This window comes from Lentzea xinjiangensis, assembly GCF_900110955.1.
Classification (GTDB): domain Bacteria; phylum Actinomycetota; class Actinomycetes; order Mycobacteriales; family Pseudonocardiaceae; genus Lentzea; species Lentzea xinjiangensis.
Window position 1 is genome coordinate 88,787 of the sequence record NZ_FOFR01000015.1, and the last position, 23,484, is coordinate 112,270.

The 23,484-nt window shown below is 70.1% G+C and carries 19 protein-coding genes; 11 read left to right on the plus strand and 8 right to left on the minus strand.

The features are described from left to right. Positions 1-52: 52 nt before the first annotated feature. A complete protein-coding gene (locus BMW88_RS27905; protein WP_089955949.1) occupies positions 53-1,189 on the minus strand; it encodes an immunoglobulin domain-containing protein in 1,137 nt (378 codons plus the stop codon). Between the two features lie 537 nt (positions 1,190-1,726). On the opposite strand from BMW88_RS27905, the gene BMW88_RS27910 reads away from it, so the two are divergent. The 9 genes from BMW88_RS27910 (at position 1,727) to BMW88_RS41180 (ending at position 14,910) form a co-directional block, all read left to right on the plus strand. Further along, on the plus strand, positions 1,727-2,785 hold the full coding sequence (locus tag BMW88_RS27910; RefSeq protein ID WP_177221395.1) for a PqqD family protein: 1,059 nt from the start codon (positions 1,727-1,729) through the stop codon (positions 2,783-2,785). 200 nt (positions 2,786-2,985) lie between these two features. Beyond that, a complete protein-coding gene (locus BMW88_RS27915) occupies positions 2,986-3,303 on the plus strand; it encodes a pilin (protein WP_089955951.1) in 318 nt (105 codons plus the stop codon). A gap of 129 nt (positions 3,304-3,432) precedes the next feature. Next, positions 3,433-5,598: a TrbL/VirB6 family protein gene (locus BMW88_RS27920; RefSeq protein WP_143116280.1), complete on the plus strand. Its 2,166-nt coding sequence runs from the start codon at positions 3,433-3,435 to the stop codon at positions 5,596-5,598. Next, entirely contained in the window at positions 5,595-6,863 is a 1,269-nt protein-coding gene (locus BMW88_RS27925; RefSeq protein WP_089955955.1) for a PrgI family protein, read from the plus strand. The genes BMW88_RS27920 and BMW88_RS27925 overlap by 4 nt, the downstream gene beginning before the upstream one ends. Beyond that, the gene (locus BMW88_RS27930; RefSeq protein WP_089955957.1) at positions 6,863-8,782 is read left to right on the plus strand and encodes a VirB4 family type IV secretion system protein; all 1,920 of its coding nucleotides are present in this window, start codon (positions 6,863-6,865) and stop codon (positions 8,780-8,782) included. The genes BMW88_RS27925 and BMW88_RS27930 overlap by 1 nt, the downstream gene beginning before the upstream one ends. A 50-nt stretch (positions 8,783-8,832) precedes the next feature. Beyond that, positions 8,833-11,478, plus strand: a complete 2,646-nt coding sequence (locus tag BMW88_RS27935) for a type IV secretory system conjugative DNA transfer family protein (RefSeq protein WP_089955959.1) — start codon at positions 8,833-8,835, stop codon at positions 11,476-11,478. A gap of 92 nt (positions 11,479-11,570) precedes the next feature. After that, complete coding sequence (locus tag BMW88_RS27940) at positions 11,571-12,641, plus strand: replication-relaxation family protein (RefSeq protein ID WP_089955961.1); 1,071 nt, start codon at positions 11,571-11,573, stop codon at positions 12,639-12,641. Between the two features lie 57 nt (positions 12,642-12,698). After that, on the plus strand, positions 12,699-13,625 hold the full coding sequence (locus BMW88_RS27945; protein ID WP_089956175.1) for a C40 family peptidase: 927 nt from the start codon (positions 12,699-12,701) through the stop codon (positions 13,623-13,625). A 220-nt stretch (positions 13,626-13,845) separates the two neighbouring features. After that, a complete protein-coding gene (locus BMW88_RS41180; protein ID WP_143116281.1) occupies positions 13,846-14,910 on the plus strand; it encodes a hypothetical protein in 1,065 nt (354 codons plus the stop codon). A gap of 151 nt (positions 14,911-15,061) precedes the next feature. Here BMW88_RS41180 and BMW88_RS27960 read toward each other — a convergent pair whose 3' ends face one another. Both BMW88_RS27960 and BMW88_RS27965 read right to left on the minus strand, forming a co-directional pair. Further along, the gene (locus BMW88_RS27960; RefSeq protein ID WP_089955968.1) at positions 15,062-15,499 is read right to left on the minus strand and encodes a hypothetical protein; all 438 of its coding nucleotides are present in this window, start codon (positions 15,497-15,499) and stop codon (positions 15,062-15,064) included. A 99-nt stretch (positions 15,500-15,598) separates the two neighbouring features. Continuing rightward, the gene (locus BMW88_RS27965) at positions 15,599-16,015 is read right to left on the minus strand and encodes a restriction system modified-DNA reader domain-containing protein (protein WP_143116282.1); all 417 of its coding nucleotides are present in this window, start codon (positions 16,013-16,015) and stop codon (positions 15,599-15,601) included. Between the two features lie 413 nt (positions 16,016-16,428). On the opposite strand from BMW88_RS27965, the gene BMW88_RS27970 reads away from it, so the two are divergent. Further along, positions 16,429-17,127, plus strand: a complete 699-nt coding sequence (locus BMW88_RS27970; protein ID WP_245778102.1) for a MarR family transcriptional regulator — start codon at positions 16,429-16,431, stop codon at positions 17,125-17,127. 407 nt (positions 17,128-17,534) lie between these two features. Here the strand turns inward: BMW88_RS27970 and BMW88_RS43545 are convergent, their stop codons facing one another. Further along, positions 17,535-17,951, minus strand: a complete 417-nt coding sequence (locus BMW88_RS43545; protein WP_281249453.1) for a VOC family protein — start codon at positions 17,949-17,951, stop codon at positions 17,535-17,537. Between the two features lie 293 nt (positions 17,952-18,244). Here BMW88_RS43545 and BMW88_RS27980 point away from each other — a divergent pair, with 293 nt between their 5' ends. Then, positions 18,245-19,288, plus strand: coding sequence for a trypsin-like serine peptidase (locus tag BMW88_RS27980; protein ID WP_143116283.1), 1,044 nt, complete (start codon positions 18,245-18,247; stop codon positions 19,286-19,288). A gap of 1,070 nt (positions 19,289-20,358) precedes the next feature. Here BMW88_RS27980 and BMW88_RS27985 read toward each other — a convergent pair. The 4 genes from BMW88_RS27985 to BMW88_RS28000 form a co-directional block, all read right to left on the minus strand. Then, on the minus strand, positions 20,359-20,703 hold the full coding sequence (locus BMW88_RS27985) for a hypothetical protein (protein ID WP_089955975.1): 345 nt from the start codon (positions 20,701-20,703) through the stop codon (positions 20,359-20,361). Next, positions 20,700-21,227: a hypothetical protein gene (locus BMW88_RS27990; RefSeq protein ID WP_177221397.1), complete on the minus strand. Its 528-nt coding sequence runs from the start codon at positions 21,225-21,227 to the stop codon at positions 20,700-20,702. Before BMW88_RS27990 ends, BMW88_RS27985 begins: the two co-directional genes overlap by 4 nt. An 86-nt stretch (positions 21,228-21,313) precedes the next feature. After that, on the minus strand, positions 21,314-21,571 hold the full coding sequence (locus tag BMW88_RS27995; protein WP_089955977.1) for a hypothetical protein: 258 nt from the start codon (positions 21,569-21,571) through the stop codon (positions 21,314-21,316). 73 nt (positions 21,572-21,644) lie between these two features. Continuing rightward, positions 21,645-23,450, minus strand: a complete 1,806-nt coding sequence (locus BMW88_RS28000; protein WP_089955978.1) for a hypothetical protein — start codon at positions 23,448-23,450, stop codon at positions 21,645-21,647. Positions 23,451-23,484: the final 34 nt, after the last annotated feature.

The following is a 23,484-nucleotide window of genomic DNA, read 5'->3' on the forward strand; positions in this document are numbered from 1 at the left end:
GTGCCTTCCTGGCGGTGCGGTCCGGGTGAGCGAGGGCGTCGTTCGGCGGTGTTCATCGGACGTCTTCGGGCTGCGAGACCGCGTCCGTGGGCGCACTCGGCGACGCCGCGGGCGTCGGCTGGTGGTCGTGCGGCTGGGCGAAGACGAGGACATCGGAGTGGATGCGCCGATGCGGCGCGGGCAGCCCGCGCACCGAGGCGCGGTGACGCGCACGCGCGTCACCGTCGTCAGTGTCGCGGTCACCGTGGACACCGTCGGAGTGCGCGTCGGAGTGGGTGTCGGCAAGGTGGAAACGGCCGTCGCGGACGGGCGTGTGCAGGGCGACGATGTGCTGGAGGTAGAGCAGGTCGGCGTTCTGGCCTGCGGTCACCACCGCGCCCGTCGGGTCGGTCAGCTCGCCCGACGTCCAGTCACAGTGCGTGAGCACGACGAGGATGCCGCCGACCCGGAGTCGCCGTGCCGCGTAGAGCGCGATGAGGTCGGCGGTGTTGCCGTGTCCGTGGTCGCCGGAGCGGTGCGGCGGCAGGCTGGCGATGATCAGGTCGGCGCTGCCAACGGGTTCGGTCACCGCGTCCGGGAAGGGCACCTCGACGGCGACTTCCGGTGCCGTGGGGATGGTCCCGGGTGCCGGGCCCACCCCGCCGACGAGGTCGGCCCAGAACGGGCGGGAAGCCGGGCCGGTCGACGTCGCGTCGACTGGCACTCGCTCGACGCGCGCGGCTCGGTCGAGGCGTTCGACGGCGGTGATGGTGTCGGCCAGTTCGGGGCCGAGCTCAGTTCCGGGGGCGTGGTCGATGACGCCGTCGGCACCGACCACGCCGAGCGTCGGGCGGGTGCGGTCGGGGATCGACCAGTCCAGCAGCACGACTCGTTCGGCGGGCTTGCTGAACGAGGTGACGATCCGCTCGACGAGGGCAGCGGGCCACGTGGCGTCGAGGTCGATCGGTGCCGAGCTGGCAGTCCAGACGGTCGCCGGGGTCGGGGTCGAGGCCGACCCGCGCGAGCGCGAGCGGCCGGTGCCCGCCGTGGACTTCGCGGGCTTGCCGGGGCTGACGCGGGTGGTGGTCGGAGCGGTCGGCCAGGGTCGGCGGTCGCCGCCCCGGTGACCGCCGGGGCGGGCCGGAGCCGGGTGGGTGGAGTCGGCGCGCCGTCGGGGCGAGCGGCGGGCGGAGCTGTCGGACTGGGTCACGGGTGTCCCTTCGCCAAACTGGGTGCGCCTGTCGGTGCAAGGCGCTGATGACACCCCTGAACTCCGAAATACAGCCCCTTTGGGGACACGCCCCGCCAACTTTTCTCAACCGGATTCCACGGTCGCGAATAGCCGGGAAAGGCTCGCGCGCACGTGTCCGCGCAGAGAGAGGCGGCGAGTCCAGAAGAAGGGGCCGAGCGCTTTTTCCGATCCTGGCGGAGATCGCGGACACTCCGGCCGGTCGCAGCGCGTGACGGCGCACTCACGGCTATGACCGAACTGGTACCGAACTAGTACCGGAAACCGCTTTTACCAGCTAGATGGGTATTACCGCACAAGTTGGTTGATCTTGATTCCACGTGCTCGGTGATCCATAAAGACGGCAGCAGCGGATCTTGTGTCACCTATGTCGCGGGCGTGGTGATCGCCGGTACCTCTGCGGTACTAGTTCGGTACCAGTTTGGTCATCGGTTGGTACTACCCGCCGTGGCGTCCTGGGCAAGTCGTTGATTCCGACTTGCTTTCGGGAGCCATTCCATGAGTTCACATGAGTCTATTCCGCGCTCCGGTTTCGAGCGCGACTCCATGCCGCTGGACGCGGCGAGGTCGGCGTTCGAGTGGTTGGTCGCCGGGCCGCATCCGGTGTCGGTGGACGGCCGGTTGTTCCCCGGTCTTCCGGCGCGCCGGGTGCCGCTGAACGAGCTGCGCGACCGGCTGCTGCGCCGCCGCTGCCCGCAGACGCTGCGGGACTCGGCGTGGGCACACCTGGTCCTGCTCGCCTGCACCGAAGGTGGCGCCTGGACCGTCGGCGCGGTCGGGGTCGCGCTGCCCGCGCTGACCTCCATCGCCGCCACCTTGTCGGCGCGCTTCGCCGGTGACCCGAGCGACATCCACGCCGCGGTGCTCGCCGGATTCGTCGCCGAGCTCGGCGAGATCGACCTGCGCCGCCCGCGCGTCATGCTGCGTCTGCGATGGGCCGCCTACCGCGCCGGCCACACCGCGGTACGCGAGGCGCTGGACGCGCCGGTGCCCTCGGGACACGGGTTCCGCCCGACGATTCCGCCGCCCCCGTGGGGCCACCCCGACTTCGTCCTCGCCCGCGCCGTCGCGGACGGTGCCATCACGTCCACCGAGGCCGAACTCATCGGCTCCACCCGGCTGGAAGGCGTGCCGCTGGCCGACGCCGCAGCCGAACGCAACCTCTCCTACCAAGCAGCGAAGAAGGCCCGCCAACGCGCCGAGCACCGCCTGGTCGCCTACCTGCTCGACAACACCGCCGACACCCCGCGCTCCGGTCCGCGCGAGGGCGACGTCGCAACCCAGGTGGCCGACGCGGTGACCATCACCGCCGCCGCCCAGCACTCGACCACCACCCTCTCGCTGTCACGCACTGTCACTGATCTGGCGACGCGCACGACAAAGAAAGTCGGCGACCGCGTGTCCCCGCAGGACCGATTTTCCGGAGTTCAGGGGTGCGGGAGGAAACCAGCCACCCCCGCACACACCACCTCTTCGCCCACGCCGTCGCGCGAGTCCACACAGCACTCGCCACAGCGGCCGTCGGGCACGACTCCGGGAGTGTCGCGATGCGCCTGACTCGTACCCCTGTCCGTCCTCACAACCACTGCCGGCCCGGTGACAACCGGCCCCACCGCCGGGTTGTCCTCCGCCGCCGCGAGGTAACCTCGCGGGCCCACACACCGACGTGCGCGGGCCCGCGGCGGTCGGCCAACGACGACAACACACCTCCGACCTATCACGGCCGTAGCAACTGCCGCCGCAGCATCCGCCGTCGCGTGCTGCTGGTCGCGGAACTGGTTGTGGTGGCGCTGCTGGCCTCCGGCGCGACGGCGTACGCCGACACGGTCGTGCTGGCGATCGCGGGCAGCGTCGACGAGGTCCTGACCAACATCCGCAACTGGCTGATGGGCATTCTCGCCGGGTTGGCGACGGTGTTCCTCACCATCGGCGGTGTCCGCCGCGTGTTCGGTGGCGGTGACCCCGGCGAGCAGGAGAAGTCCAAGGAGGCGTTCAAGGCGGCCGGGATCGGCTACGCCCTGGCCGCACTCGCACCACTGGTCGTGACGGTGCTCAAAGGCATCGTGGGGGCCTGATCGATGCGCCCGCCGAACAGGCCGGTCAGGTCTGCCCCACGCCGCACATCAGTCGGCCCCACCGTCGACTCACTGCACGACACAACGCCCACAGCGCGACGCGGATCGGTGTCGGCGGACCACCGGGAGATGCTCGCTCCTCCGGCCGTGGACACCCGGCGGACCCGCCGGATCGGAGGAGTTCTTCGCCTCCCGCGGAGCCGGGCGCTGGTGGCGTTGGCGGTGAGCCTGGTCGTCCTGTTGGGCGGCACCCTCGCCTCGGCGGTGTTCAGTCCGCACTCGGATACAGCGGTGGCCCCGGCCGCCGCGGCGCAGCCCGCGCCGCCGACCAACCAGCCGCCGCTTCCGATCCCGACTGTCGACCCAGACCCCTGTGGTCCGGGCTCGCCGCCGCTGCCGATCTGCACCCTGCCGACGCCGACCACTACGCCGACCACGACCTCGTCGACACCGTGCTCCGGTGAGGGCTGCATCCCTCAGCCCGGCACCACCACCGCGGCACCGACGAACCCCGGCACCAGGCAGCCCGGTCAGGGCGAGCAGACCGGAGACGACTGCGGCATCACCGACATCGGTGCCTGCGTCACCGAGGCCATCAACGCCTTCTTCCGGGGCATCGTCACCGAGGCGCTCAACCCGCTGCTGGACCTTTTGTCCAAGACGCTGCTGACCACGCCGATGCCGGACTCGCTGCCGCGCGTGGGCGAGCTGTGGGACAACTCCTGGCAGATCCTGCTCATCTCCTACGGCCTGCTCGTGCTCATCGCCGGAGTCATCGCGATGGGCTACCAAACCGTCCAGACCCGACACTCCATCAAGGAACTCGCACCGCGTCTGGTAGTCGGGTTCCTGGCCGGCGCCTTGAGCTTGTGGGTGGCGACCAAGGGCATCCAGATCGCCAACGCCGGCGCCGAGGCGATCATGGGCGGCGGGGTCGACGCGAGTTCCGCGGGCGAGACGCTGCGCAACCTCGTACTGAGCAGTCTCAACGGCAGCAACTGGATCACCTTCATCGGGATCGTTCTCGCCGGGTTGCTCGTCGCGCTGCTCATCACCTACGTGGTGCGGGTCGCGCTGACCATCATCCTCATCGCCGGGGCGCCATTGGCGTTGATGTTCCACGCTCTGCCCCAGACCGAGGGCATCGCCTACTGGTGGTGGAAAGCCTACGGCGGCTGTCTTGCGATCCAGCTCGGCCAGAGCCTGACGTTGATCACCGCGATGAAGGTGTTCCTCGCCCCCGGCGGGTTCACCATCTTCGGCCCGACCATGTCCGGGTTGGTCAACCTGCTGGTCGCGCTCGCGCTGATGTACATCCTGTTCAAGATCCCGTTCTGGGTGCTGTCCTCGGTGCGCGGCGGTGGCGGCCGGAGCGGTCTGATCGGGTCGCTGGTCAAGGGCTTCCTCGCCTACAAGACCTTCGGTCTGCTCGGCGGTGGCGGTGGCGGTGGCGGTGGCGGTGGCGGCAAGAGCCCGAAGTCTCGCCCCTCGGGCGGCGGCCGGGGCGGCAACGGCGGTGGAGGTTCCAGCGGCGGCAGCGGTTCGTCGAACCCGTACGCCAATGCGCGCACGACCGCGAACGGGCAGTACGTCCTGCCGCTGCCCGGTGTGCGCCGGACCCGCCCGACGGGCAAGCCCGCGCCGAAGCCCCAGTCCGGTCCGACTCCGACGTCCTCCGGTCCGCAGGGCCGGCAGCTGGCGCTGCCGTTGGGTGAGGACTGGCCGGAGAACAAGCCGGTGCTCGGCCGCGACGGTCAGTACCAGCTGCCCCTGGACGTCCAGCGCACGACGCCGCCACCAGCCTCACCCACCGGGACGGACACCAGTGGTCGTCGCACCCGTGCGGCCGGGGGCAAGCAGCTCGAGTTGCCGTTGGACCCCTACCGGGGCAACCGCCCGAACCGGTCCGGGCAGTACCCGCTGCCCCTGGACGGGGTGCGTCGAGTCCCGCGCCCGGCGAGTCCGCCGCCTCCACCGAGCCCGCGTCCGAGCGGGCGTCGGGTGGTCCAGCCGGAGTTGCCCTTCGACCCGTACAAGGGCAACCGGGCGAACCGCGGCGGCCAGTACCCGCTGCCGCTGGACGGCGTGCGCCGGACTCCGGCGCCCAAGCCCGCGCCCGCTCCGCCACCGCCGGCCTCGCCTCGCCCGTCCCCGCGCACGGGACAGCAGTTGCGGTTGCCGCTGGACCTGCCCAAGCCGGCCAAGCCGCCGACGACGCCGGTCGTCAGCTCACCACCGTCACCACCGCCGCCACCGGCGCGGCCACGTCCGAAGCCAGGAGGTAAGACCTCATGACCGCTCCCGTTCGTATCCCGGCCGATGTCGACATGCACGACCGTGTCCTCGGGCCGCTGACCGCACGCCAACTGGCCATCCTCGCCGCCGCCGGGGCGGTGCTATACCTGATCTGGGCGGTCACCCGTGCCTTCGTCCCGATCCCGGTGTTCCTGGCCTTCGCCGTCCCGGTCGGCGCGGCCTCGGCGATGCTCGCGCTGGGCAAGCGCGACGGGGTACCGATGGACAAGCTGCTCGTCGCCGCGATCCGGCAACGGGTCGCACCCCGCCACCGGGTCGCCGCGCCCGAGGGCGTGCGCCCCGCCCCTGCTTGGCTCACCCCGGACACCGACCGCACCGCACGCCAGACCGCCGGGCGCCTCAAGGGCGGAAAGGGCCGGACTGGACAGCCCGAGCAGGTGTCGCCCTCGGCGTTGCGGCTGCCGGCCGAGGCCGTGACCGAGACCGGTGTGGTCGACCTCGGCACGGACGGCCTGGCGGTGGTCGCGGTCGCCTCGACGGTGAACTTCGCGCTGCGGACCCCGAACGAGCAGGAAGCGCTCGTCGCGAGCTTCGGCCGCTACCTGCACTCGCTGACCGCCCCGGTGCAGGTGCTCGTGCGCACCGAACGCCTCGACCTCTCTGCCCAGATCGCCGAACTGCGCGAGCGGGCGGGTGGACTGCCGCACCCGGCATTGGAGGCCGCCGCGGTCGAGCACGCCGACTACCTGGTCCAGCTCGGGCAGCAGTCGGACCTGCTGCGTCGCCAGGTGCTGCTCGTGCTGCGCGAGCCGCTCGGCACAGCGGCGCCGACCGACGGCTTGGGCGGGCCCGGTCCGCTGGCGATGCTCGGGTCGATGGCGGGCAAGCGCCGCAAGCAGGCGGGCGGACAGGTCGACGCCGGTGCCCGCCGGGCCGCCGAGTCGCGTCTGGTGCGTCGTCTCGGCGAGGCGATCGAACTGCTGTCGCCGGCCGGGATCGTGGTCACCCCGCTCGACGCGGGGCAGGCCACGGCGGTGCTGGCCTCGGCGTGCAACCCCGACAGCCTCCTGCCGCCCTCGGCGGGGTTGGCCGGCGCGGACGAGGTCATCACCACCTCCGGCACAGACCTCACCGAGGACGACGTCGCCGACGACTTCGACGACGGCTCCTTCTTCGCGCACGCCACCACGGCGCCCAGCCGTACGCCGTCGGGACGGTCCGAGGACAGCGACGACGAGGACGACTGGGACTACGAGGACGACGACTACCCGGACGACTACGAGGACGAAAGGGGGCGGTCCTGATGGCCTCCCGCACATGCAAGACCCGGGGCAACCCGACCGCCCCGGCGGCCTCGTCGGCGGCTGCCGCGTTCACCCCCGACGCCCTGTCGGTGGCCGCGCGGCACCTGGAGGTCGGCGGCGAGTCGGTCTCCAGCTTCGCCGTGGTTGGGTTCCCGCGTGAGGTGCACCCCGGCTGGCTCGCGCCGCTGCTGACCTACCCCGGCCGTCTCGACGTCTCGGTACACATCGAGCCGATCGACCCGGCCACCGCCGCCTCGCGGTTGAAGAAGCAGCTCGCGAAGCTGGAGGCGGGGCGGCGGCACACCGCCGAGCACGGTCGCCTGCTCGACCCGCAGGTCGAGGCCGCCACCGAGGACGCCTACGACCTGTCCTCCCGCGTCGCCCGCGGAGAGGGAAAGCTGTTCCGGGTCGGGCTGTACCTGACGATCCACGCCGCCTCGGAGAAGGCGCTCACGGATGAAGTGGCCGCGCTGCGGTCGCTGTGCGCGTCGCTGTTGCTCGACGCCAAGCACACCACCTACCGGTCGCTGCAGGGCTGGGTGTCGACGCTGCCGATGGGCCTGGACCTCATCGGGATGCGCAGGACGTTCGACACCTCGGCGTTGGCGTCGGCGTTCCCGTTCACCAGCCCGGACTTGCCCGCTCCGGACCCGACCAGCGTGGCCGCGCCGTCCGGGGTGCTCTACGGCTACAACGTCGGCTCCCAGGGCTTGGTGCACTGGGACCGGTTCGGCGACGGGATGCATAACCACAACTCGGTGATCCTCGGCCGCTCCGGTGCGGGCAAGTCCTACCTGGTGAAGCTGGAGCTGCTGCGCAGCTTGTACCGGGGCGTCGAGATCGCGGTCGTCGACCCCGAGGACGAGTACGCCCGGCTGGCCGCCGCGGTCGGCGGCACCTACGTGCACCTCGGCGCGCGGGGTGTCCGGCTCAACCCGTTCGATCTGCCGATCCACACGCGTGCCGACGGTCGCCGCACCGCCCCGAAGGACGCGCTCGTGCGGCGGTCGCTGTTCCTGCACACCGTCATCGCCGTCCTCGTCGGTGGCGAGCTTGAGGCGGCGGAGCGGGCGGCGTTGGACCGGGCGATTGCCGCGACCTATCAGACCGTGGGCATCACCGCCGACGCTCGCACGTGGACCCGGCCGTCCCCGACGCTGCGGGTCTTGCGGGACCAGCTCGCGGGCGCCGGGCAGGCCGGCGACCGGGCCGCGGGCGAGCTGGCGGCGAGGCTTCATCCGTTCGTCGAGGGCGCGTTCAAGCAGCTGTTCGACGGGCCCAGCAGTGTCAACCCCGAAGGTCACCTCGTGGTGTTCAGCCTGCGCGACCTGCCCGACGAGTTGAAGGGCATCGGCACCCTGCTGACCCTGGACGCGGTGTGGCGGCGGGTGTCCAACCCGGCCATCCGCCGCCCGCGCCTGGTCGTGGTGGACGAGGCGTGGCTGCTGATGAAGGAGAAGTCTGGCGCTGAGTTCCTGTTCCGGATGGCCAAGGCGTCGCGCAAGCACTGGGCCGGGTTGACGGTGGCGACCCAGGACACCGCCGACGTGCTCGGCAGCGATCTGGGCAAGGCGGTCGTGGCGAACGCGGCGACCCAGATCCTGTTGCGGCAGGCGTCGCAGGCCATTGACGAGATCACCCAGACCTTCGACCTGTCCGCCGGGGAGCGCGCGTTCCTGCTCTCGGCCGACCGCGGTCAGGGCCTGCTGTCGGCCGGCACGCAGCGGGTGGCGTTTCAGAGCATCGCCTCGCCCACCGAACACTACCTGGTCACCAGCAACCCGGCCGAACTCGCCGCCTACGCCGACACCGTCGAACCGGTCGACGAGGCCGACGCCGCGTTCGTCGACCTGGGCTTCGACGGAGACGAGTTCGGCTCCGACTCCGACGACGACCAGGTCCACCTCGACGCCGCCTGAGCGCGCGCACCACCACCTCGTACGCACCTCTCCCGTGAAGGGATTCGTTCATGCTGCCCCGAACACTGACGTGGGTACCGCTTGCCCTCGACCAGCCACCGGAACTACCCCTCACTACAACGCGCCCGCACTCGACGGCCCCTGTCGCCGCCGGGTGGCTGGAGGACTACCTGCGCAATCCCGGCGGCGCGCTACTCGCGCTGCTGGCCCGGCTGCGGGACCTCGCCCTGGACTGGGGGCCGATCGCGGCGCCGGTCCTCGCGGTGCTCATCACCGGGATCGTGCTCGGTCGGCGGTGGTGGGCCCGGCGCTGCCACGAGCTGCTGCTGGCCGACGCCCGTCAGGTCACCGTGCTCGCCCCACCCCAGGTGGATCCCGCGGGCGGGGCGGCACTGTGGTCGAACCTGGTCGGGCTGCTGCGCCCTGGGTGGCGGCGGGCGTTCACCGGCCAGCCGCACGTGGCGTGCGAGTACGTCTTCTCCGAGGCAGGGGTCGCGATCCGGCTGTGGGTGCCCGGCCTCATCCCGCCCGGCCTGGTCGAACGCGCCGTAGAGGCGGCCTGGCCGGGCGCGCACACCCGCGTCGGCCCGGCCGAGCCACCCCTGCCGACACCGAACGAGGGGCAGCGGCGGCTGGTAGTCGCCGGCGAACTGAGGCTGGCCCGCCCCGAGGCGCTGCCCATCCGCAGCGACTTCGACGCCGACCCGATCCGCGCGTTGATCGGCGCGCCGATCGGGCTCGGACGTGAGGAGTACGCCTGTGTGCAGGTGCTGGCACGCCCGGTTACCGGCCGCCGCGTTCAGAAGGCGCGCCGCGCCGCCCGGCGGGTTCACACCCGCGGCTCTACCCGCCTGGTCGGGCGTCTGCTCGACGCGATCACCCCCGGCACGGGCAGCCGCTCGCGGCGTACGGCTTCCGCGTGGACGAAGACCGGGGCCTTGCACAGCGACCCGCAGACCTCGCTGGAATACGCGGCACAGAACCGCGCGATCGTCAGCAAGCAACGCGGCAGCCAGTTCGAGACAGTCATCCGCTATGCCGTGGCGACCCTGCTGCCCGCCGGTGCCGATGAGGCGGAGGTTCGCCGGGCGCGGGAGGTGGCCCGCGGACGGGCTCACGCCTTGGCGGCGTCGTTCGCCTCCTACACCGAGCACAATCACTACACACGTAACCGCATCCGCCACCCCGGCGCCGTGGTGGACTCCCGGCGGCTCGGGCGCGGCGACTTGTTGTCGGTGCCGGAGTTGGCGGCGATCGCGCACTTGCCCACCGACGAGGCCATCCCCGGCATCCAACGCGCTGGAGCCCGCGCCATCGCCCCGCCGCCTGGGATCGCAACGCCCGGCCCGGAGGCCAAGCCGATCGGGGTCACCGACACCGGCCATCAGCGCCCCGTCGCCCTGCGCGTGCCCGACGCCCGACACCACCTGCACGTCATCGGCGCGACCGGCTCGGGCAAGTCGACCCTGCTCGGCAACATGATCCTGGCCGATGCCGAGGCAGGCCGGGGGATCGTGCTCATCGACCCCAAGGGCGACCTCGTCACCGACGTCCTCTCGCGACTGCCCCGCTCCGCCGCGGACCGGGTGGTGATCTTCGACGCCGACAGCAAGTCCCGGCCGCCGTGCCTCAACCCCTTGGACGGCGGAGAGACCGACTTGACGGTGGACAACCTCGTCAGTGTGTTCCGGCGGGTGTACTCGGCGTTCTGGGGTCCGCGCACCGACGACGTGATGCGCGCCGCCTGCCTCACCCTGCGCAGCCAGGAAGGCGTCGCCACCCTGGCGGACCTGCCCAAGCTTCTGGCCGATGAGGCGTTCCGCAGCCGTGTCACCGCCGGGATCACCGACCCGGTGCTGCGCGGGTTCTGGGCCTGGTACGAGGAACTCACCAACTCCTCCCGCTCCCAGGTCATCAGCCCGCTGATGAACAAACTTCGTGCGTTCCTCCTGCGGCCCTTTGTTCGGGACGCGATCGCGGGCGGTCACTCCACAGTGGACATGAGTCAGGTCCTCGACGGCGGCATCTGTCTGGTGCGCATCCCCAAGGGTTCGCTGGGCGAGGAGACCACGCGGCTGGTCGGGTCGCTGGTGGTCGCCCGCACCTGGCAGGCCACCACGGGCCGGGCCCGCACCCCGCAACGGCAGCGCCGGGACGCGAGCCTGGTCATCGACGAGTGCCACAACTTCCTCAACCTCCCCTACCCCATCGAGGACATGCTCGCCGAGGCCCGCGGTTTCCGAGTCGCGATGACCCTGGCCCACCAGCACCTCGGCCAGCTCCCCCGCGAACTGCGCGAAGGCATGTCCACCAACGCCCGCTCGAAGATCTTCTTCAACGCCAGCCCCGAGGACTCACGCGAACTCTCCCGCCACACCGCACCCAGGTTGTCCGACCACGACCTCGCCCACCTCGGCGTCTACCACGCCGCCGTCCGCCTCGTGCTCAACGGCGAGGAAGCCCAGCCGTTCACCATGCTCACCCAACCCCTCCCGCCCGCCGTCCCCGGCAGGGCACGGGAGATCCGCGGTGTGGCGCGCCGCACGGCGCGGACCCGCGCGACCGAGGCCGCCACCGGCGGGCCCGCAACCGCCGGCACCAGGCCGCCACGCAGCTCGTCAGGTCCGGCCCGACCCGCCAACCGGAACGACTCCGTCGCGCGCCCGCGTAGCGCCGATCCCCGCCGCAACGGCTGACCGCCCGCTCTTCCGCTCGTTCACCCGCCCATCACGCCCCGGCGCGCTTCGCGCCGGGGCGGTTTCGCCCTGCCCACCCGGAGGTGCCCACCATGATCACCAATCCCACACGGCAGCGTGCTTTGCGCGGCCACAAGCCGACCCGGCCCACCCCGCGTGTCGCGAACACCGCCGAGCACCAGGCCGTGCTGGCGTGGCGGCTGACCCCGCGCGACAAGTGGATCTCCCGGATGCTCTGGGAGCACAAGGTCCTCACCGCCCACCAGATCACCGCGCTCGCCTTTCCCAGCTTCCGGTCCGGGCGGATGCGGCTGCGCGAGCTCTACCTGTGGGGCGTCGTCGACCGGTTCCAGCCTTTCGTGACCCTCGGGACCGCGCCCATGCACTACGTCCTGGCGCCCGCCGGCGCGGCCGTGCTCGCCGCCGAAGACGGCCTGGACATCAAGCAACTCGGCTACCGGCGCGACCGGGTCTTCGGCGTCGCCCACAGCCTGCGCCTGGCCCACACCGTCGGCGTCAACGAGTGGTTCACCGCCCTGGTCGACCGCGCCCGCAACCCCCACCCCAGCGAACAGGTCGAGCTGGCGGCGTGGTGGTCGGAGACCCGCTGCGCCCGCCACTTCGGCGACCTGATCAAACCCGACGGCTACGGCCGCTGGAGGTCAGGTGAACGGCAGGTCGAATGGTTCCTCGAGTACGACTTCGGCACCGAGCCGCTGAGCAAGCTCGCCGGGAAACTGGCCGGCTACGCCGCCCTCGCGCACGCCACCGGTATTACCACGCCGCTGTTGGTGTGGCTGCCGACCTCGCGGCGCGAGGCCGCCGCTCGGCGGCTGCTCGCGAAGGCGTGGCGTGAGCTCGACGACCGGCGCTCGGTGCCGATCGCCACCGCGGCGGCCGAGCTGCTCAATCCCGAAGCCGTGCACCCGAGCCCGGCCGACGAGGTCTGGCTGCCGCTCAACGCCCCTGCCGGAGCGTCCCGGCGAGCGCTGTCGGGGTTGCCCGATGCCTGGCCGCACGTGCCGCCACCGGTCACGCCCAACGAGGAGGCCCCGGCGGGTGCGGACTCGCCGCAGCCGATGTCGCCGCCGCCCTCGCCGATGCCGCCTACCTCGACCAGCTCACGGGCGTCGCGCGGGGCGGGCCGGCCGGGAAGGTGGTGAAAGGTGCTCGCCAAGATCGCTATCGGGGCCGCGGCCATCCTGCTGCTCATCCCTGTCATGATCGGCCAGAGCGTGAGTGCCGTGGTGGACGCACTGTTCGGCAGCTCCTCGAACACCACCATCGACTGCACGTCACCGATCTCCGACATCCCGCCCGAGTACTGCCTGCTCTACGTCGCCGCGGCCCCGGACTGTCCCGGCCTGGACTGGACGGTGCTCGCCGCGATCGGCAAGGTCGAGACCGACCACGGCCGTCTGAAGGCACCCGGCGTGACCGAGGGCGAGAACTTCGCCGGGGCCGGCGGGCCGATGCAGTTTCTCGCCCCGACCTTCAACGGCGTCATCGCCAAACACCAGATCCCGCCCGGCGGCGCGAGCCCGCCCTCGCGGTACAATCCCCACGACGCCATCCGCGCCGCGGCCTTCCTGCTCTGCGACGAAGGCGTCCGGCGAGGCGACCTGCGGGCGGCGATCTTCGCCTACAACCACGCCGACTGGTACGTCGACAAGGTCCTCAAGCAGGCCGGCAAATACGCCGAGGCCGCCGCGACCAGCGTCGGCAACGGCGACTGCAATGCCATCCAAGCCCCCAACTCCATCACCCTCGCCGCGATCAACTACGCCTGCGGACAGCGAGGGCTGCCCTACGTGTGGGGCGGCAACGGACCCGACGGCGGACACGCGGGCTTCGACTGCTCCGGACTGACCAAGGCCGCCTATGCCGCCGCCGGAGTGAACCTGCCCCGCACCGCCCAGACCCAGTACGACGCTGGCCCGCGCGTCCCGGCCGGGCAGCCGCTGTTGCCGGGTGACCTCGTCTTCTACGGCACCCCCGGCAACATCCACCACGTCGGTCTCTACATCGGCGGCGGACTCATGATCAACGCGCCGACCTTCGGCCAACCCGTGCAGATCGACAACTACCGCTACAACGGCGACGACTACGCCGGGGCGACCCGCCCGGCGGCCTCTATCGCGGGGTGAACGGCGCCGCGTCCTGCTTGGCACCACGTTGAGTCCCGCCTCGCCGCACGTATGGCGCCAGTGGAACGCCCCGCTCGTGGCGTCCGGCCACACCGTTCGCGACCGGCCGGGAAAATTCTCAGCGGGTAAGCCTGCGTGTCATCCGACGTGAGCGTTCAGTGCGTTTCCCTCCGAGCCGCGGGGTCGATCAGTAAGCTGGGCGTGCAGTGAGAGGAGTGTGATGAGTTACTCCACCCCCTTCCGGCGCGAAGACGATTCTTACCGCAAGAAGAGGAAAGAAGACACCTCGGTTGTCGCCCAAGCGCGGCAAGCAGCGGAGCAGCTCCCCACACCACCACCTAACGACGACACCGTCGTCTCACGGCCGCAACGCCAAGAGGAGCAGACGGCTGCGGCTGCGCCGCCCGTACTCGAACTTCTCCTGTACCACGAGGAAGAACGAGCAGCAGCGCGGGCCTCCGGCGATCTGCGGCTCGCATCCAGCGCACTCGTCGGGGTCGTCCGCGACCTCGACGAGTTGCTGGACGGCGTGGAGCGCTACCTGCGCCAGACCGGCCGCGGCAGGGCACGGCAGCGCGTGCGAGATGCCATGCCACATCTCGTTGCGATTTCTGCGATCGCCACTTTGCCCTTGGTGGAAGTAGGCGAGTTCCTCGACCTGCCACCCGACCGTGTCGAGGCCGTGCTGGCCTCGTTGACCCGGCACGGCGGCATCAGCCCCGCCCAACGGCAAAAAGCGCTGGAGCAGATCAGGTGGCTGCGCGGTCAGTTGCAGCAGGTGATGATCACCGAAGACCACTCGTTGCTCGATCGACTGCTGGCTTTCGTGTCCAAGTTCGTCCTGCTCGGGATCATCGCCCTTGCCTCGGCGGCCTCGGGCGCATTCGCCGTGGGTGAATCAGCGGTCAAGGAAGTCATCAAGACCGGGGTCGTCGCGCTGGTCGCCGCCGCCTTGCAGATGGGCGCCGACCGCGTACTGACAGAACATACTAAGCAGAGCCGGCACAACGCCGCACAAGAAGCACACGCTGCGCTGCTCTCGGAACTGTCCACGGCGAGCGCACTGTGGGAGACACCTGCCTACGACGGAGAGCACGTCGTCATACGTATGCGACTAGCAGTGCGCATGTGTGCCGTGCGGGTCGCATCGATCCCGTTGAAGTGGCAGAACAAGTGGCAGTACTGGGACTTGCTCGACGAGCTTGCTGCGGCACTGAACAAGGACACGCCGGACGGCCTGCGGGTTCAACTGCGGAGAATCACCACGCTGAGTCCACCCGCCTGAACGCCGGGAAGCCCCGCTAGTCGATCAATGACGCAAGCGCGCTGGTCCCCGAAGAGCTGCGTACGTCCTGATCTGCCACCGACTCAGTGGATCACTCAGGCGAGCAAGTGATCAGTCGCGTGGAAACACCAGGTCATGCGTTCACATTTCCTCATGTCCGCTCGGGATGTACAGGCAGCGTGAACGGTTCGGGTTCCCCCATGCCCGCACCGACCTTGGCGGCGAAGGGCTGGCCGTACGAGTCGACCAGCACGATCCGCTGGGTGAACAGCGGCGGCGAGACGGTATCGAGGGTGATGATGTTGTGGTCGCTGGCCAGCTCGAACAGCGCGTTCATCACCTCGCGGCTGGTGGTGCGGTCCGGGTCGGTCTCGATCGACAGGCCCTCGACCCGGATCTCCAGCAGCCGGTGCTGGGGCAGCACGGTGATGCGAGTGTGGACGTGGCTGGGAAGACCGCCGTCCTCGCGTAGCTCAGCGATGTCGGCGGACAGTGCCACAGCGATCGCCTCCAACCGGTAGCCGCGTTCGATCCCGACCCGCGCACCCCACACAACCTGCAGGTCCGCTGAGACGTCAGGTGCAGCCATGACGAGTCCTTCGTGAGTGAACGCCGTCAGACCGCCCACCCACAGTCGGGCGGTACGACAAGGCGTTGATGACTCGGAGTGATGTCGAGTGGTGCGCGGCTACCGGTCCCGCCGGGCGCGGAGGTCGGCGCGCAGGTCGGCCAGGAAGCGACCGTCGGAGGTGCGTCGCCACGCGCTCCAGCCGTGGTGGTGCTTGCCGCTCAAGGCGGTCGCGACGGCCGACGGCGTGGCGAAGACCCGCTCGCCGTCGGCGAGCAGGAAGGTGCCGTCGATCCGAAGCCGAGCGGTGTGGCGTACCTCGCCAGCGCAGCGTTCCCACACGAGTTCCTCGCCATAGGTCACCAGGTTGGCCGACATCAGGTCGCTCAGTACCGTGCCCGCCCAGCGCAGTGGCGAGGATCCGGGGCGTTCGGAGGTCAGCACCGCCTCCCGGCTGAGTGTCTCGGCGGCGTCGATGTAGAGGCGCATCGCGGCGGCGACCGTGGGCGCGAGGGTCCACGGCCAGCGCTCGTCCACTCCCGCCCAGCGTCCGATGAGCATCCATCGGCCTCGGTAGGCCAGCAGCACCTCCAGGTCGGCGACGTGGTGGTCGCCCGGCCTACCGAGGTCCTGCTCGGGTGCGAGTGGGCGGATAGGCGCCGCGGTCTCGCCGTGGCCGGCGCGCGGGTGTGGTGAGTTCGTTCAGGTCGGCCATTCGGTCAACCCCCTTGGCGCCAACGGTTGTGGTCGGGTCGACGTGTATGGACGCTTCGTGCGCGCGGAGGTGTCAACGCCCGTGGGCGGTACGGGCGCGAAGTGGACCGGTTTGCACTAACGACGTAACGCGACGCGGGGGTAGGTCCACAAGAGACAGCGGGTTTTTCGATGTACCGCTTGACTTCATGCGCCGAAGGAAGCGTCCATAGTCGTGCGGTCCGACACACCACCGGATGCGCACCGGGGGCCGCACCCGCTCCGGCCGGGGCATGACCCCCAACCCGAACCGTCACCACTGCGAGGTAGTCATGTCCACCAACCGCACCCTTCGAGCTGTCCCGAATCCGGCGACCGACCCGGCGAAGCCGCGCACGGAGACCGAGGAAAAGCTGTGGCAGGCACTCCGGGACAACCCCGGCGGCACTGCCTCCGCCCTGTCCACCGCCGCCGGAATCGGCAAGTCGACCGCACCCAAGATCCTCAACCGCTGGGAGAACGACGGCCTCGTCACACGCACCGCCGGGATTGCCGACGGCGGTTCGCGCCCGGCTGACCGCTGGTCCATCACCACGAAGTACGACCAGCCCACGGATGAGCAGCCCACGGATGAGCAGCCCACGGATGAGCAGCCCACGGATGAGCAGCCCACCGACGACCAGCAGACCGACCAGCCCACGGACGACCAGCCGGAGAGGCAGTCGGAGAAGTCTCAGCGGTTGGCACCGGGGGCGTTGCGCGGCATGGTCGAGGACTATCTGCGGGACAACTCGGGCGAGTTCAGTCCGAACGCGATCGGCAAGGCGTTGAACCGATCCTCCGGTGCGGTACACAACGCGCTGGAGAAGCTGGCCGAGAGCGGCTACATCGTGCGAACCAGTGACAAGCCGAAGAAGTACTCCCTCGCCGCGACGACTGCGGCGACAACGGAGTAGTCGTTCCCGGCGTCGGGCGGTCCATGTCGTCACGTGCCTCCAACGGATCATCGTTGGGGGCACGACAGCGTCCGGAAATAAGGGGTTTCGGGCTCCTGAGTAAGGGTCTCCGGGTGGCATGTCGCCCAGACGGGGACCTCCCGTTGGGACAGCCTAGCCTGGTGCTGTCATGGTGACGAAATCGTTGGCCTGTTTGATAGTTGATGACGCCGAAACAACCGATACTCTGTCGCGTGGCCAACTGTCTTGGTGCACTATCAGGCGAGCAGGTGCGGCGTGGGTTTGCAACGCGAGATCCACACCGGTTCGCGCCGCAGCGAGCAGGGAGCCCCTCGGAATGCTCGACCAATCTTCATCCGAAAGCACCCTGATAGCCGCTCTGGCTTCTCTCCGTCAGCGGAGACCGGCTAGCGCTGCTGGATGCGGATCGTGTTGCCCGCCGGATCGCGGAGAACGAAGTCCCGTACCCCCCAAGGTTGGTCCGTCGGCTCCTGCACCACTTCTGCATCGGTCGTCAGCACCGCCGCGAACACGATATCCACACCGTCTTCAGTGGACAGATAGATGACACCGCTGTCGCCACCTGCCTCCGCAAACGGCACCAGAACGACCGACGTGGCGAGAGGAGCAGACGGACCGACCTCAACCCAACGCTCCGTTCCGCTTCCTGCGCGAACACGGACTTCCCAGCCCAGAACATCGCGGTAGAACGTCACTGACGCATCAAGATCCCGGTACGGCAGAACGCATGCCCGAACCGTAACGCCAAGGCGAGCCGAGCTCGGTGGGAGCAGCGGAGCGGTGCCTCGGCGTCTGCCGTCCACCCGCCCCGGAGAGGCAGGGCCGACGACGCGTGCGACGGCACGCGGCGGTTCAGGCAACGGCATGGGTTCGGCGGCACGCAGGTCCGCTATCGCGGGCGGCTTCGGCGGATCACGAAGAGGGTCCTCGCGGTGCACGGCGTCTTCGATACGACTGAAATCGTCCCCCATGCCGCTGGATTATAGCCTGCGGTCTCGCGCGGTCAACCGCCGAATAGAAAAGATAGACAATGTTGACACCTCTGCGGCGTGTCGATAGCTTCAGAACATCGCAATCGTAAATCCGGGGGGGGACCTTGCGCAGACACAAGCGTGCATTCTTCGCAGCGGCCGGCTGTCTTACGGCGCTCGTCGCACTGACGCCAGCAGCCATGGCCTCATCTCCGAACAATCCCGAAAAATATGACAACGTGATGACCGGTCACGGAATCGACGGGGACGGGAATCCAGTTCGCTCACTTGCCGACGCTGAAAACGTGCAGAATTTCTGGACGCCGGAGCGAATGCGTCAGGCGAAGTCCCTGGACGGCGTCTTGGTCAATCGAGACGGTTCCACTGAAACCGTCGGGGCGGCACCTGCCGCCGCACAGCCGATCTCGTCCCCGCCTGTGGTGCCGCCGGAGATGACCACCGCGGGCCAGGTGTCCGACTCGGACTCTCCCGTAGTGGGAAGGATGTTCGCGCAGGATCCGACGAGCGGCGGCTACCTCCAGTGCTCAGCCTCCGTCGTAGGGGGAAGCAGCGGCAACGTCGTGCTGACGGCAGCACACTGCCTCTGGGACCCCGCAGCTAAGGTGCAGTACACCAACGTTGTCTTCGCACCTGGGTACCACGACGGAGTCGCGCCGTACGGCCTGTGGTCCCAGCGGGACTGGCTCTGGCACGTTCAATGGCACGACCACAACAAGTGGCACTACGACTACGGCTACATCGTGCTCTTCCCCCGGTCGGACGGCACCCGGATCGTCGACCGCGTCGGAGCACTGGGGTTCCGCGTCAACGAGGGTTCCTTCGAAAACATCGACGCCATGGGATACCCGGCACTAAGCCCTTATGACGGCGAACAGCAAAAGCGAGACAATGCGTACGCGGAGAAAGTCGACTTCGTCGTGGGCGCACCACCGGAGCTGGATGGATTTTTCGAGCGAATCGTCTCTGACTTCACCGGGGGATCGAGCGGCGGCCCCTGGGTAGCGGAATATTCGACTACGACGCGTGTCGGATGGGCGCAAGGTGTGATCAGCTTCAGCTTTTCCGGCGACCCTTACCAGTTCTCACCCTATTTCGACGACGAGACGTGGCGACTCTATGAGATGGCCGGACGGCTTCCGCTGTCGTGACTGAGAACGCTGGTGCACTTGAAGATCCAGGTGCACCAGCGTTTGCCGCCTGAAGGCCACGAACGACACCATCCCAGCCAGTGAGCCTCTCGATGCGGCTGCGCAGCTTGCGCCGTTGGCGGCACTGCGTTGCTTGTGATCAACCGAATGATCGCCGCCTGCAGCTGGACGGCGTAAAAGACGGTGATGGTTGGCCGCCGTGATCGAAGGCGGCCACCGCGCAGACTGATCGGATTGGCTTGCACTCCGGGTGGCCGGTGATTCGGGGGCGAGAGAGTGCCGACACCTCAGAGACGGGCTAACTTCGGGAAGTTCGCTCTCTGCACGATCCGCTAGGAGTCAGCGGAAGCACGATCGTCTGGTTAGTTCGAACCGCTGGAGGCGACGTTGTCCGGGCCTCCTTCGCGGCTTTGACGTGGCCTAGTGCGCCTGGCGGCATTGTCCTCGTCTCGATGACGACGTCGGCAGCGTTAACCGTCAAGATGTGCACGAGGTCCCGGCGGCAGCGTTCCGGTTCCCGTCTACGGCCCTGAAGGCCTCGGTGCCGCACGCCAATCCGGATTCCGGTTGGGCTGGCCGCCGAGCTGGTGACGGTCGTCGGGCCGGCGAACGCGTCGAGCTGGCCCGCCACCTCACAGCCCCAGAGCCATTCGTCAGTAGCATTCTGCGGCCGTTGCCGCGCACAGTGACCGACGGCATGTAATCGTCCTTTGACGACGAGTACGTCTCCCACGTTCGCGGCGTCGGCATCGACCACATGGCACCGCTGGCCGAGGCAACGACAGTGACGCTTCTGCGTGGGCACCGACGCGACACACGGCTACGCCAACTGCTTCGACCGGCCCACGAGCCAGCCGGAAGGTGACACTCGGGCTAGCTCGTTGGCATGGGGCCAGCCCACGCCCCGGCGGGGCAGGCGCATCGGCACGGTGGGACGAGCAACACGGTCTGGGGCAGCAGGATTACGGGAATTCTTGCGTCGTCGCGCCGTGGCGCGTGGTCATGGCTGTCCTCCAGGTGGCAGGTTGCCGATCGGTGATGTCCGCGAGTCATGGCCTGGTGGTTCGAGGTCACTGGGATGGCCGAGTTGCGTCCCGGAGGCGCTGGTCGACCTCGTGCTTGGGCGCGGTGAGGATGGTGGTCAGCACGATGACGGCGGAGCCTTCGTCCAGCGGGCGGACGGGAGTGCCGTCGACGGCGAGGTCGTGGCCATCGGCGGTGACGATCCGCCAGTCCCGCTGGCGGATGCGGTCGGCGCAGTAGTAGCTGCCGACGAGTACACCGTCGCGGGTGACGGTGCCGTACAAGATCTGTTGCGCGTCGGCGGGGTCGTAGATGATCGAGGTCACCGCGCACCCGTTCTCGGTAAAGCTGCGCGCGACGATGTCGACCTCGGGCGCGTTGGGTGCGGTCATCGGCTTTCTCCCTCGGTGTCGTGTTGGGTGTCGTGCGGGTTGGTGAGGCACTGTCCGGCGGCGGTGGGCCATCCGGTGGCGGGGTCGCGCATGAGCGGGAGTGGGACCGAGGGCGGGTCGGCGGGTGCGCGCAGCCACGCCTTGATGTCCGGTGGTCCGATGTCCTCGGCGGGTTCGCGGGGGTTGCGTGGGTCAAGCGGCTCCCAGCGCACCCCGCCACCGACCGTGACGAACACGCCGCGAGCGCCGGGGTCGAATGCGACGATCCAACTGCTCATGTGGCTGGTCGCCCACGGCCACGGCCATCCGGTTTGGCGGGGGAAGGCCGTGCCGATGCCTTCGGCCTCCCACACGATGACGAGGTAGGCCACGGCCGCGCGGTAGGTGGTCTCGTCGGTCGCGGTCAGCGCGAGGCGTCCGGGCGGGACGCGCAGGAGGTTCTCGGGTTCGCACTCCCATTGCAGGGAGCCGAGCCACTCGGCGTCATGGCCGCGTCCCAGGTAGAAGTCGGTCTTGGTCGACATGCCTCAGCTCACCGCCCTTTGGCCGGCGCCTCGCGCCGCGGCCTCGCCGGCCAAGGGCAACTCCGCGAGCACGGTGGAGGTGGTGGTCATGCCGACCGCCCGAGGGCATCGGCGGCGATCGCGGGCAGGTAGCCGACCTGCTCACCGGTGCCGAGCCACACCACGGGCGAGTCGATGGGCCGGATACCCCACGACTCGGCGTCGTCGGGGGTGCACACCACCCGCGCGAGCATGTGCTCCATCGGGTAGCCGGGCTGGGCGGCGACCCGCAGCGGGGTGGCGGGGTCGTAGCCGGACAGGGCGGCGATCAGGTCGCCCACGGTCCGGGGGTGTTCGTGTGTCATGGCGGGTCACCTCGTGGGTTGGTGCGGGGATGGGTGGTCCGGGGCGGGGCGTCCCGCCCCGGACCGGTGGGGGCTAGCGGGCGGTCGCGCGGAGGGCGGCGGTGGCGGCGTGCCCGATGGCGCGGGCGGTGGCGGCGGGGTTGGTCAGCACGTGGACGGTGGACCCGTCGAGCGGGGCGTCGCTGGTGCTGGTGGTCAGCCACAGCACGGCGCACCCGGACGCGCGCAACCGGTCGAGTTTGCGCTGCCCGTCGATGCGGGGCTGGTAGCGGTAGTCGCCGTCGGACACGATGACCAGTAGTCGCGCCGCGCCGGGGCGGGACAGCCCGAGGGCACCGTCGAGGGCGTCCAGCGCGACCGGGATGTCCTCCCAGTTGTCGTTGGACTCGAACTCGGTGACCTCGGCGGGCAGGCGGCCGGGGTAGGTCAGCGGGCGCACGTGGTGCCCGAAGATCACGCTCGCGGTGTCGGTGGGCACCCTGGTGTGGCGGGCGGCGTTGGCCAGAATCCACGCCGCCGAGGCCACGTGCGCGCACGCCCACCGCATCGACCCGGACACGTCGCACGCCACCCCGACCCGCAACGGCGGCACGGTGACCGGGGTGCGAGTGGTGCGGGTGAACGGTTCGGCGGTCACCACCGCCCCGGCGGCACGTTGGGCCTCGGCGGCACGCACCCCGCGCATCCGCAACCGCCCCGGCGGGACCTCCGAGGTGGACCTCACCGCGACCCGTTCCCGGACCCCGGCGGTGTCCAACGCCCGCGCCAACACCCGCGCGGCGGTGCGCTCCTCCGGGGTGGGCGGGCGGGTCCCCGCGAGCCGGGTCGTCCCGGTGCGGGAACCACCAGCGGCGAACACCCGCCGCGCGGCCTTCTGCGCCTCCTTCTCGGCTGCGTCGGCCTTCGCCTTGTCGGCGGCGGCGACGGCGGCGGGGTCCTCGGGTGCCTTCTCCCGCGCCACCCTCGCTGCCACCCCGTTGAGCACGGCGGCGATCGCGTCCGCCAACGGCGACGGGTCGGCGGGGGCGTTGCCGCTACCGGTGCCGGGGGTGCCGCCGGACGGGTCGGGGGTGCCGGACGGGTCGGGTGCCGCCCCGGGGTCCGGGTCGGCGGGGGTGTTGGGGTCGGTGTCCGGGTCGGTGCCGAGGATCTCGCACCATTGCCGCCCGAGGGCGAGCATGGTCTCGCCGTCGTCGTCGGCGGTGCGCAACGCCGTGCGCCACACCGCCCGCAACTTGCCCAACGTGTCGGCCCCGAGCACGTCCTCGATGACACGGGCGACGGGGGCCACCTCGGTGCGGGTGAGGACCCCGCCGTCCGCGCGTCCCAGCAACAGGGCGGCGGTGTGCGCGGCGTGCGCCGGGGTCATCTGCGGGGCGGTGGCAGGGTCGGCGAACAGGTGCAGGTCGGCGGCGACGATGCCCTTCACACACGCCCGCAACCAGTGGCGGTCGTCCGGGCGGCGGCGGACTTGCGCGGCTTCCATGCGGGGCTCTTCCAGCAGCATGGCGGCGGCGACCACGCCGAGCGGGGCGTCGTCCGGGGGTTCCCAGGCGGTGTGTTTGGCGTGCCCGCACTCGTGGGTCAGGGCACCCCACGCCGGGGCGTAGCGGGGGCGGTCGGACAGGTTCGCGGGGTCCACGGTGGCGGGGTCCACCCCGAGGTGGTCGCCGTCGATCTCGATCAGCGCGCGGGCGGGGTAGAAACACGCCGGGGCACCCCCGCCCGCGCCGGGTGCGACGGTGACCAGGAGGTCGTCGCGGTCGGCGATGACCGGGACCTCGTCGGCGAAGGCAGCGGACAGGGACAGCCATTCGGGGCGGGCGGGGAACACGGAGGCACCGGTGGCGGTCGGGTCGGTGGTGAAGTGGGTGCTCACGGTTGCGGTCCTTTCGCGACGGTCGCGGTTCGGG

Excerpts from the sequence above, each read along its gene's own strand:
- BMW88_RS27990 (WP_177221397.1), bottom strand. The coding sequence starts at position 21,227 with ATGTCGACCAAGACCGACTTCTACCTGGGACGCGGCCATGACGCCGAG.
- BMW88_RS27960 (WP_089955968.1), bottom strand. The coding sequence starts at position 15,499 with ATGGCTGCACCTGACGTCTCAGCGGACCTGCAGGTTGTGTGGGGTGCG.
- BMW88_RS27940 (WP_089955961.1), top strand. The coding sequence starts at position 11,571 with ATGATCACCAATCCCACACGGCAGCGTGCTTTGCGCGGCCACAAGCCG.
- BMW88_RS27925 (WP_089955955.1), top strand. The coding sequence starts at position 5,595 with ATGACCGCTCCCGTTCGTATCCCGGCCGATGTCGACATGCACGACCGT.
- BMW88_RS27945 (WP_089956175.1), top strand. The coding sequence starts at position 12,699 with ATGATCGGCCAGAGCGTGAGTGCCGTGGTGGACGCACTGTTCGGCAGC.
- BMW88_RS27910 (WP_177221395.1), top strand. The coding sequence starts at position 1,727 with ATGAGTTCACATGAGTCTATTCCGCGCTCCGGTTTCGAGCGCGACTCC.
- BMW88_RS27995 (WP_089955977.1), bottom strand. The coding sequence starts at position 21,571 with ATGACACACGAACACCCCCGGACCGTGGGCGACCTGATCGCCGCCCTG.
- BMW88_RS27930 (WP_089955957.1), top strand. The coding sequence starts at position 6,863 with ATGGCCTCCCGCACATGCAAGACCCGGGGCAACCCGACCGCCCCGGCG.
- BMW88_RS41180 (WP_143116281.1), top strand. The coding sequence starts at position 13,846 with ATGAGTTACTCCACCCCCTTCCGGCGCGAAGACGATTCTTACCGCAAG.
- BMW88_RS27970 (WP_245778102.1), top strand. The coding sequence starts at position 16,429 with ATGCGCACCGGGGGCCGCACCCGCTCCGGCCGGGGCATGACCCCCAAC.
- BMW88_RS27985 (WP_089955975.1), bottom strand. The coding sequence starts at position 20,703 with ATGACCGCACCCAACGCGCCCGAGGTCGACATCGTCGCGCGCAGCTTT.
- BMW88_RS27920 (WP_143116280.1), top strand. The coding sequence starts at position 3,433 with ATGCTCGCTCCTCCGGCCGTGGACACCCGGCGGACCCGCCGGATCGGA.
- BMW88_RS27935 (WP_089955959.1), top strand. The coding sequence starts at position 8,833 with ATGCTGCCCCGAACACTGACGTGGGTACCGCTTGCCCTCGACCAGCCA.